Raw genomic sequence first — 10,920 nt, forward strand, 5'->3', positions numbered from 1 at the left:
GGGCTCGGCTCAGCGGCGACGGCGCAGCAGTTCCTGGACGTCGCCATCGGCCAGGTCATCCACGTCGGACAGGAGCGCTTCCAGGTCCGCGTCCTCGACCCGCTCCCTCGCGGGTGCCGCCTGCTCCGGCAGGCCCAGCACCTCCCTGGCCAGATGGTCCACGAGCGCGTTCACCGTGGGGTTGTCGAAGGCGACCGTCGCGGGCAGCGAGACGCCCAGGCTTCGCTGGAGGACGTTGCGCAGCTCCACGGACATCAGCGAGTCCATGCCCAGGTCGAAGAAGCCCTGGCCCGGGTCCAGCGCCTCCGTCAGAGGTCGCCCCAACACACCGTTCACCAGGCCGCCCACGTGCACGCGCAGCTCGGCTCGGCGCTCGGCGGGCGGCAGGCGCTCCAGCTTCGCCCGGAGGTCTTCGCTCGCGGCCGGCCCCGGCTGCGCGACGAAGTCCTCGTACAGCGCGGCGCGCCCCCGGCGCCCGAGCACGGCCCAGTCCACCGGCAGGATGCCGAGCTGACCTCCCAACCCCAGCGCCTGCTCGAAGACGCGCAGCCCGTCCGCGGGAGGAATCACGCCGAAGCCCAGCTGCTCCATGCGCCGCTGGAGTGACTCCTCCGCGGCGGCGCCGACTTCGGACCAGGCGCCCCAGTCGAGGCTCAGGCCGGGCAACCCCTCGGCACGACGCAGGTGCGCCAGTGAGTCCAGGAATGCATTCGCGGCCACGTAGCTCGACTGACCGGCGGAGCCAATCATCGACGCCGCCGAGGAGAAGAGGACGAAGAAGTCGAGCGCCGCCCCCTGGAACACACGGTGCAGATTCCATCCGCCGGAGACCTTCGCGGCGAACACGTTGGCGAACCGCTCGGGCGTCATCTGCATCAACAGCCCGTCGTCGATGACACCCGCCGCATGCACCACGCCACGGATGGGCGGCTGACATCCCTCGAGGGCACGCTCGAGCTCGGAAGCCACGGACACGTCGCACGAGAGCGTCCGCACCTCCACGCCCCGCTCCGCCAGTCCCGCCAGTCGCGCGCGTGCAGCTTCCCCCGGAGCCCTTCGCCCCAACAGGACGAGATGCCGCGCCCCACGTTCCACCAGTCGCTCCGCCACGGCGAGCCCCAGCCCGCCGAGCCCCCCCGTGACGAGGTAGCTCGCATCCGGACGCAGCGAGGCTTCGGTCTCGCCGCTCGACAGCCGCAGTCGACGGCTGCGCACCAGTCGTGGCACGCGGCGGCTCCGACCTCGAAGGGCCACCTCCTCCTCGCTCCCGCCGAGCAGCTCGTCCCGCAGTTGCTCCACCTCGTGCTCGGGAGCACTCGGGTCCAGGTCCACGCGGCGGCATTGAAGCTCCGGATGCTCGCGAGCAATCGCCTTGCCGAGTCCCCACAGGACCGCGCCCGCGGGTCCGGAGAGCGGCCCTCCTTCGACAGCGGCCTGCGCCCCTCGTGTCACGAGCCAGAGCGACGTGGACCCCATCGGGGCCCGGACGAGGGCCTGCACCAGCTCCAGCACCCGCGTGCCGTGCTCCAAGGCCGCACCGGGCACATCGGTCCCCGCGCCATCCAAACTCCAGAGGTCGATGACGTGCACCGGTGCCGGGCCTTCACGCATCGCGAGGAGCGCCTCGGCGCGCTCGCGGTCGAAGGCACGCTCTCGCGCCACCGTCTCCACGCGCCAGCCTCGTGCCCGGAGCCCCTCCGCGAGGCGGCTCCCCACCCCTGTCCCGTCATCGAGGATGAGGCCGAAACCGACAGACCGGGACGCCGCCACTGACGGAGCGTCCCGCCACTCCAGCTCATAGAGCCAGTTCTGCAAGCGCTTGCTCCTTGCTCCCAGGAATCCGTCGCGACCGACACGCTGCAGTCGCAGCCGCTCCACCACGGCCACGAGCTCCCCCTCCGCGGTGACCAGCTCCAGGTCACACGTGTAGCCGGACCCCTTCGCCTCCTCGTCACGCGACATCCGCGCGTGCGCCCAGACCTCACGTGCCCCCGCTCTCCGCACCTGGACCCTTCCGACGCCGACCGGCAGATAGGCGGCATCGCCCTCCTCCTCCAGGACGGCCCCCACCATCTGGAAGCAGGCATCCAGGAGCGCGGGCACAAGGACATAGCGCTCCGCATCCACCACGGCCCCACCGGCCAGGGCGAGCTGCCCCAACACCTCGCTCCCACCACTCCACAGCCCGCGAATGGCTCGGAAGCTGGGGCCATAGGCGAGACCCGCCTTGCCCAGCTTGTCGTAGTAGCCATCCACGGCCACTTCGGCGCCGAGCGCGGTCCGCAGCGCTTGGAGGTCGACACGTCCACCCGACTCTCGCGTCGCCGCGCGGAGCCTGCCGTGGGCATGGAGGGTCCATGACGGCTCGGGCTCACCTGCCGTCGACTCCTGGCTGAAGATCTCGAACCGCCCCGCGCGGTCTCCCTCCGGCGTGTAGAGCAACTGCACGCGCCGCTCCCCTTCGTCAGGGAGGAAGAGCGCCTGGGAGAAGCCGAGCTCGTCGACGACACCTCCGTCCGCTCCGAACAGCGCCAGACCCGCGGCGAGCCCCATCTCCACGTACGCCGCTCCCGGCACGACGAGCTGTCCGTATACGGCGTGGTCTCGAAGGAACGCGGGCGAGGAGGCCCCCAGCGAGGACTCGAACTGTCGTGTCCGGGCCGGCGAGTCCTGTCGGCTCCCCAGCAGCGGGTGGACGCCCGCGGTGCTCCGGGCTCGCACGCCCTGACGATCCCACCCCGTGCCGGCCAGCTCCATCCAGTGCCTCTTGCGTTGAAAGGGGTACCCCGGCAGCGAGACCTTGCGTCGCTCCCGGCCTGCATCCAGCCCGAGCCAATCCACCGTCGCGCCCGCCGAATAGAGCGAGGCGAGCCCCTCCAGCATCTGCCGCCAATCCGAGCGCTCCGGCCGGAGGCTCGACAACCAGAGCGTTCCCTCCCCGGAGACACACGCCTGCCCCATCGCGGTCAGGGTCGGCCTGGGCCCCACCTCCACGAAGGCCTGGACCCCCGCCCGGCTCAGCGTCTCCACGCTCCGCGCGAACCGCACGGGCCCCCGGAGCTGCTCCACCCAATACCGGGGCTCCAGCAGCTCACCACGGGCCTCCTCACCGCTCACGTTGGAGATGAGTGGGATGGCCGGAGGCTGGAGGCGGACCTTGGCCACCTCGCGCGAGAACGCGTCGAGGATGGGGTCCATCAGCGCCGAATGGAAGGCGTGGGACACACGCAGGAGCGAGCCGCGCTTGCCCTGCTTGTCCAGCTCGCCGAGACAGTCGCGCACCGCGCCCTCGCGACCCGAGATGACGACGCTGCGCGGACCGTTGAGCGCCGCGATGGAGACCTGTCCCGCGTACCGGGGCAGCAGCGCCTCCACCATCGACGGGTCCGCGGACACGGTGGCCATCGCGCCCCCCGAGGGGAGCGACTGCATCAACCGGGCGCGCGCCACGATGAGCTGGAGACCCTCCTCCAACGTGAAGACACCGGCCACGCACGCGGCCACCAGCTCGCCCACGGAGTGCCCCATCACGAAGTCAGGGACGATGCCCCACGACATCCACACCCGCGCCAGTGCGTACTCGAGCGCGAACAGCACCGGCTGCGTGAAGCCCGTCGCGTCCAGTCGCGCGCGGGCGGCCTCGTCGCGCTCGGACGGGTACAGCAGCCCGGGGAGCGACTGTCCCAGCAGCGGAGCCAGCACCTCGTCACAGCGCTGCAGCGTCTGACGGAAGAGCGGCTCCGTCCGGAAGAGCTCCTCGCCCATCCCGAGCCACTGCGAGCCCTGTCCCGTGAACAGGAACGCGATGCGGGGAGCGCCTTGGACGCGCTGCACGTCACGTCTCGCGCGGAGCTGCTCGCGCAGGCCCTCGTGCGAGTCCCCGAGCACGGCGAGACGGTACTGGAAATGGGTGCGCCCCGTGTTCGCGGTGAAGCACACATCCCCCACGGGTGTTGCGGTCAGCTCCGCGCTCCCGAGCGCCTCGTCGTAGCGCTGCGCGAGCGCCCCCAGCGCCTCCGGACTCCTCGCCGACAACGCAAGGACGTGGACGGGCCTCGGGAACTCCTCCGGGCCCCTGGGGGCCTCGGGCGGGGCCTCCGCGACGAGGACATGGGCGTTGACCCCACTGAGGCCGAACCCGCTGATGCCCGCGACCCGGGGCCCCGCGGGCCACGGTGTCATCTCCGTGGGCACCCGGAGCCGCAGCTGCTCCCAGTCGATGGCCGGGTTGGGATTGCGCAGGTGCAGGTGCGGAGGAATGGCGCCATGGCGCAGCGAGAGCGCGACCTTGATGAGCCCCGCGGCGCCAGCGGCCGACTCCAGGTGGCCCAGGTTCGTCTTCACCGAGCCGACCAGGAGCGGCGCCTCTGTACCTCGCCCCTCCCCGAGCACCGCGTCCAGGGCCCGCAGCTCGATGGGGTCTCCCAGCGGCGTCCCCGTCCCATGCGCCTCCACGTAGCGCACGTCGGACGGCGAGAGGCTCGCGGACCTCAGCGCCCTGCGCAGCAGCTTCTCCTGCGCGGGCCCATGAGGCACCGTCAGCCCACCGCTGGGCCCGTCGTGGTTCACCGCCGAGCCCCGGACGACGGCGTGGATGCGGTCCTTGTCCCGCAGCGCATCCGAGAGCCGCTTGAGCACCAGGACGCCGCAGCCCTCACCTCGCCCGTACCCGTTGGCGGACGCATCGAAGGTCTTCGAGCGCCCATCCGGCGCCAGCGCCCGCATCTTCGACAGGACGATGTTGTTGTCCGGATGGAGGATGAGGTTCACGCCCCCCGCGAGTGCCAGCGAGCACTCCGCCTGACGCAGCGCCTGGCACGCGAGGTGGACCGAGACGAGCGCCGACGAGCACGCCGTCGCGACGACCATGGACGGGCCCTGCAATCCCAGCACATACGAGACGCGCCCCGCCGAGAAGCTCAGCTCGTTCCCCGTCCCCATGTAGGGCAGGTCCCTCGTCGGCAGCGCATTGAACGGGACGCGCCCGTAGTCGCTGCTGAGGAAGCCGACGTACACGCCCGTGTCGCTCCCCGCCAGCGAGCCCGGGGCAATGCCCGCGTCCTCCAGCGACTCCCACGCGACCTCCAGCATCAAGCGCTGCTGGGGGTCGACGTAGCTCGCCTCGCGTGGCGACAGCCCGAAGAACTCGCAGTCGAACGCGGCGATGGGCTGCGAGAGGAAGCCCCCTTCGCGCACGACCATCTTCCACGCGGCATCGGGGTCCTCGGCGAAATAGGCCTGCGCGTCCCAGCGGTCCGCGGGCACCGGCCCCACCGCGTCGACTCCCGCGCGCAGGAGCTCCCAGTACCGCTCCGGCGTGTCCGCGCCTCCAGGAAAGCGGCACCCCATGCCGATGATGGCGATGGGCTCCGAGCGCGCGTGCTCCAACCCCTCCACCTTCGCGCGGAGGGTCTTGATGGCCAGGGCCGCCCGCTGCAGGGGCGTCAGCTCCTCCGTGGGGGAGGACGTCGAGTCGTCGGGCATCGCGTGGGCCTAGGTCGAAGAGGCGACGAGCTGCGCGGGGCCGGGGCTCACCGCCGGCCTGGCCCCAAGACGGGCCCAGTCGATCGTGCCCAGCTGCGCGGCCATCTTCAGGTCGATGATGCGCTGGCGCTCCGTGCGGTCCAGCACGAGGCTCAGGTGCTTCGCGCCCTCGCGGATGACCCAACCCCACTCCAGGAACCGCGCGAGCATCGCGTCGAAGTCCGCCGCCGGCATCGGGCCTCCCTCGCGCGACTCGTTCACCTTCTCGAGCCCGACACGAGCGCTCTGGATGGAGTCCATGGCCTTCAACAGCCGGATGCCGTCCACCGTCACCTCCGTCTCCCGCGACGCCCCGTCCCGCGTGTCCAGCACGTACGTCGCGCCATCGCGCGTCTTCAGCTCGAGCGTCACGCCCCGGCTGTACCCGTCGCGCCACTCCTCGGTCCGCTTCAGCGTGTCCTGGAGATAGACCGTCGGGTCGATGTCGCCCTCGAGGTCGTAGTCGAAGTAGTACGCGATGCGCCGGCGCTCCTCGGCGGGCAGCGCGGCGTAGACATAGTCATACGCCCACTTCTGGCGGACGTTCTTGAGGTTGTACTTCTCCGGCGTCTTCCAATACGGCGCGAACCGGTCCATGCGGATGCGCCCGCATCCTCCAGGCGGGGGCAGGTGGACGAGCGAGGGCATCAGCCGGGCCATCTCCGCGTACTCCTCGGGCGCCTCACCCGGGAAGCCGAAGAGGATGTTCCAGTTCACGTTGATGTCGAACTCCTCGCACCACTTGATGAGCTGGATGTTCTGCAGGCGCGTGGTGCCCTTGTCCATCAGCTCCAGGATGGGCGTGCTGAGGCTCTCGATGCCCGGCTGCAGCTCGGTGACCCCCCCGGCGACCATGAGCTCGAGCTGCTCCTTCCGGAGGTTGCTCTTCGTCTCATAGAACATGGTGATTTCGTCCCCCTGCTCGATGAGCGCGGGGAACACCGACTTGATGTATTTCAGGTCCAGGATGTTGTCGGCCATCATGAAGAAGTTGAAGCCGTAGCGACCCGCCAGCGTGCGCAGCTCCTGGACGAAGCGACCCGGGTCCTTGCTCCGGTACGCCATGCCGGAGCCGTTGAGGCCGCAGAAGGTGCAGTGCGACTTCGCCCCCCACCAGCAGCCACGTGACGACTCCGCCGTCAGGTTGGCGCGCTTGGCCATCGGCATGTCCTTGATGGCCTCGAAGTAGTGGTCGAAGTCCGGAATCGGCAGCGTGTCCATGGCCTCGAACGGCGGCGCGGCCACGTAGCGAGGCTGGGGGCGGCCGCCTCGGCGATCCAACACGCCCTTGACCAGGTCGACGATGACGCCCTCGCCCTCTCCGGAGACCACGTGGTCCATGAAGGGGAAGTTGTCCGAGAGCGCCTTGCCCATGTCGGCCTCGCAGTTGGCGCCGCCCATGATGAGCGTCAGCTCCTCGCGCGGGCGCAGCCGGCGCAGCTCCTTCGCCAGCGCGAGCGAGGCGACGCTCTGCTGGAACGTCGAGGTGAAGCCGATGACGCGCGGATTGTCCACGAGGATGTCCTGCGCCCACTGCCTGACGATGCGCGGGCTGTCCTCGCGCAGGGCGCGGATGAGCTCGCGGGCACGTCCCCAGTGCAGCGCCTGCTCACGCCGCGCGCCGCCCGAGGTGGCGCCCTCCGTGTGCTGCTTCACCTCCAGCAGCGGCGTCAGGCGGTCCGCGTACTCCTCCCAGTTCGAGGCCGCGTCGCCCCACAGCGCCGGAGCGAAGACCATCTCCCCCAGCAGCAGGTCCGGCGAGGCCGGCAGGAAGGCCATCTCCCCCGCGAGGATCTCCGGGGGCGTGGCGTAGGAGAGGTAGTAGTAGAGCTCCCAGCCGATCTGCCGCATGAACTGGACGTTGAGGTAGCGGACATCCGCCTGGATGCCGCTCCTGCCGAGCACCCCTATCAGCGTGCTCACGCCCAGCGCGGGCTGGTGTTCGGGGAGGAAGGGAGCAACGACGAAGCGGACCTGAACGGAATCACCAGACACGTTCCACTCCTTTGCGAATCTCAACGCAGGGCTTCGTAGAGAGAACCCGACAGCTCACCGATGCTCTTGCCCCCCAACAGCTCCTGGAGGGGGAACTCCACCCGCAGCTCCGCGTGCAGCAGCTTCTTGAGCTCCACGCCCATCAGGGAGTCGAGCCCCAGCTCATGCAGCGACTGCTCCGGCTCCGGGAGCTGGGTGACGCCCAGCTCCAGCACCTTCGCCACCCGCGCGCGGAACCACTCGAGCACCGCGCTCCGCCCGTCCTCCGCGGAGCCCTGGCGCACGCGGCGCAGCAGCTCGCGTCTGAGCTCCGCGCCCGCGTGACCCGCGCCAGCATCCCCACCGAAGTCCGCGAACAACGGCGGAGGCCCGTCCCCCGGAAGGCCGCCGAGGAACGTGGGCCAGTGGATGGGCATCACCCCCACCACCGCCGGCATCGGACCAAAGACCTGCTCCAGGATGGCGAATGCCTGCCTCGCAGGCACCAGGCCCACGCCGCGCTTGCGCATGCGCGCGTCCAGCGCCGCCTGGGCCTCGTCGCCGGGCTGAGTCCAGGCGCCCCAGCTCGAGCTCTGCCCTGGCAGGCCCTGGGAGCGTCGGTACTCGGCGAGCCCGTCCAGGAAGGCTGTCGCCGCCAGGTGGTTGCCCTGCCCCGAGGCGCCCATCAACGACGTGGACGAGGACAGCGAGAAGAAGAAGTCGAGCGGCGTGCCCGCGAGCCACCGGTGCAGGTTCCACGCACCGGCGACCTTGGCCGCGAACACCCGGCCCAGGCGCTCGCGCGTCTGGTGCACGAGGATGCCGTCGTCCACCTCCGTCGCCGCGTGGATGATGCCTCGCAGCGGCGGCATGCGCTTCGAGATGCCCGCCATCACGAAGTCGAGGTCCGAGTCCACCGACACACCCGCGAGCGAAATGATGGCCGCGCCCCGGGCGCGCATCTCCTTCACCTCCTCGGCGGACACGTCGCTCGCCCGCTTGCGCCCCAGGAGCACCAGGTTGCGCGCCCCGCGCTCCACCATCCACCGCGCCACCTGGAGGCCCAGTCCGCCCAGCCCTCCCGTCACCAGGTAGGTGGCGTCCGCCCTGAACTGGAGGCGTCCCGCGCCCTCCCAGTCCCACCGCCGATGCCGGGCCAGCCGCAGCACGTGGCGCCGCCCCTCGCGCAACAGGACCTGGTCCTCGTCGTCGCGGGAGCGCAGCTCCGTCCACAGCGCCTGCGCTCCGTCCTCGAGGTCGCGCCGCGGATCCAGGTCGACCCGGCGGCAGTCGAGCTCCGGGTGCTCATAGGCGATCGCCTTCCCCAAGCCCCAGAGTGGAGCCCCCAGCAGGCCCGGGAGCCCGCCCGTGTCGTCGGCGCGCTGGGCGCCCCGCGTGGCCATCCAGAGTGAAGGCGAGGCCGGGTGGCTCGCGCCCGCCGTGAGCAGGGCCTGGGCGAGGTACAGCAGGCCGCCGCACGCATCGAGCGTCTCGTCCTGGAGCCGCGCGACGGTCAGCCCCTCCGGCTCCGACACCTCGAGGCTCCACAGGTAGACGACCTGGGAAGGCACGAGCCCGGCGGCGGACAGCGCCTCCATCAACCGGAGGAAGGACTCCGGGTTCCGCGGGGGCACTTCGTAACCGCCGTCCTCGCGCTGTCGGAACACCTCGCCGCGGTGGACGAAGGTGCAGCGTCCCCCCGCCTCGCTCACGCGCCGCGAGAGCGCCTCGCCCAGGCCTCCCTTGTCCGCGAAGACCAGGCAGTGCCCGGGCGACGGGGTGGCTTCCTCCGCGGGCGGAGGGCTGGCGACGGGACGCCACGTGGGCGCATACACCCACGTGTGTGGCAGCTCGGCGTAGGGAGTCGCCGCCGTCAGCCTCTCGCGGTTCTGCGCCTCCAGCTGCCCTGACTCCATCCCACCGCGCCGCTCGGCGGTCAGCAGCAGATAGGCGGCCGCGCCGCCACGGAGCAGACCGCCCATCACCTCGTACGCGCGGGCCACCTGCGCACGCGCATCCTCGCCCCCCCAGCCCAGCTGCGACAGCCGCGCGTCCAGTTGGGGCTCGTGGAGGAAGTTCCCCATCTCACGGGCCGCGTCCACGCAGTCCACGACGAGGAAGCCATTCGTGGTGAGCCAGACGGCCAGCTCCTCGATGAGCGGCAGCGACAGTCGCTCGACGTGCGGCGGCGCCAGGCCCGTCTTCAGGAACACGTCCCCGAGGACCAGTCGCCCCCCTTCGCGGACCTTCTTCCCCAGGGCCGCGAAGAGAGCCCGCCGGTCCTCCGGAGGGCCGAGGGCCTCCAGTCCGAAGGCGACATCGAAGCCCGGCTCCAGCGCGTCGGAGTCGAGCCCGCCCGTCACGACCTCGATGCGGCCCTCCAGCGCCTGGGCACGCACGCGCTCGCGGGCCGCCTCCACCTCTCGGGACGAGGATGCATGGCCGAAGACGCGGAACGTCCCGGGCCGTCGGGCCAGCGACACCCACTCGCGGCCTTCACCGCCGCCGAAGCCGAGGACCCGCTCGCACGCGGTGAGGTCCACCGACCGGAACAGCACCCCGCGCAGCTCGCGGTGCGCGTCCTCCAGGAGCCGGGCCTGCTCGTATGTCCGCGTCCCTCGCGCCGCGAGCACCCAGGAGAACGACGCGGCGACCTCCGGGAACGGCGCCAACGTCGCGAAGTCCTCCGTCCCCTCCTGGAGCAACACGTCCAGGCCAGGACGCGGACCCACCGCACGAGGTGCCGGGGCCCGCTTCAGCGCCAGCTCCAGCAGCGCCCTGCGCTCGGGTGAAAGCGCGGCGAGTCGCTCCGCGAGGATACGTCCCTGCCCCTCTTGTTCCATGAGACCGCCTCCTCGACGACACCTCGCCCGTGGTGGGACAGCGCCCACCGACGTGGCGAGGAAGACCGTGGATGCACGACGCGGACGACGTGGACTCAGGTGAGCGAAATCTTCTCCGGACCCGTGGTGCCGGGACGGCTGCCCGGCTCACCTTCCGTGCTCCTGGGGCGCTCCACCGCGCCATGGGTGGTGTGAGCCGGAGGACACGCGGCGTCGGGCCCATGGGCGTGAGCGACCCGCTCTCCGCGGAGCTTCGCGCTGGCCTCCTCCATCATCTGCTTGATGGTCATCATGCGCGGGCTGAGCGGCGACTCCGCGCACGAGGCCGCCGCACCGGCGACGCCCGGCCGGTACTCGCCCCGGATGGCCGAGTCGATGTGCTCCAGCTCGTGGATCTGCGCCTGGAGCAGGTGGGAGACCCCTTGCAGCACGTCCTTCTTCGCGCGGAAGAGCTGCTGGATGAAGCCCTTCCCTCCTGGAATCACGGCATCGACGACCTCCGCGACGCGGGCGCCTTCCTCGGGCTGCGTCTCCAACCGGAAGAAGTCCTTCGGCAAACGTCTGTTCTGCCAGACCATGT

At 71.0% G+C, this 10,920-nt stretch carries 4 protein-coding genes; all 4 read right to left on the reverse strand.

The window, feature by feature from the left end; genetic code table 11:
* Positions 1-9: 9 nt before the first annotated feature.
* The gene (locus tag K8625_RS20545) at positions 10-5,484 is read right to left on the reverse strand and encodes a type I polyketide synthase (RefSeq protein ID WP_223783656.1); all 5,475 of its coding nucleotides are present in this window, start codon (positions 5,482-5,484) and stop codon (positions 10-12) included.
* Between the two features lie 9 nt (positions 5,485-5,493).
* Positions 5,494-7,518, reverse strand: a complete 2,025-nt coding sequence (locus tag K8625_RS20550) for a RiPP maturation radical SAM C-methyltransferase (protein ID WP_223747407.1) — start codon at positions 7,516-7,518, stop codon at positions 5,494-5,496.
* Positions 7,519-7,538: 20 nt separating this feature from the next.
* A complete protein-coding gene (locus K8625_RS20555; protein ID WP_223783657.1) occupies positions 7,539-10,340 on the reverse strand; it encodes an SDR family NAD(P)-dependent oxidoreductase in 2,802 nt (933 codons plus the stop codon).
* Between the two features lie 95 nt (positions 10,341-10,435).
* Complete coding sequence (locus K8625_RS20560) at positions 10,436-10,918, reverse strand: hypothetical protein (protein WP_223747406.1); 483 nt, start codon at positions 10,916-10,918, stop codon at positions 10,436-10,438.
* Between the last annotated feature and the right edge of the window lie 2 nt (positions 10,919-10,920).

The sequence above is a fragment of the Myxococcus sp. AS-1-15 genome (assembly GCF_020037055.1).
In the GTDB taxonomy this organism is placed as follows: Bacteria; Myxococcota; Myxococcia; order Myxococcales; family Myxococcaceae; genus Myxococcus; species Myxococcus fulvus.

What these genes read in the sequence shown, in the direction of transcription:
- K8625_RS20545 (WP_223783656.1), bottom strand. Translation starts at nt 5,484, where the DNA reads ATGCCCGACGACTCGACGTCCTCCCCCACGGAGGAGCTGACGCCCCTG.
- K8625_RS20555 (WP_223783657.1), bottom strand. Translation starts at nt 10,340, where the DNA reads ATGGAACAAGAGGGGCAGGGACGTATCCTCGCGGAGCGACTCGCCGCG.
- K8625_RS20560 (WP_223747406.1), bottom strand. Translation starts at nt 10,918, where the DNA reads ATGGTCTGGCAGAACAGACGTTTGCCGAAGGACTTCTTCCGGTTGGAG.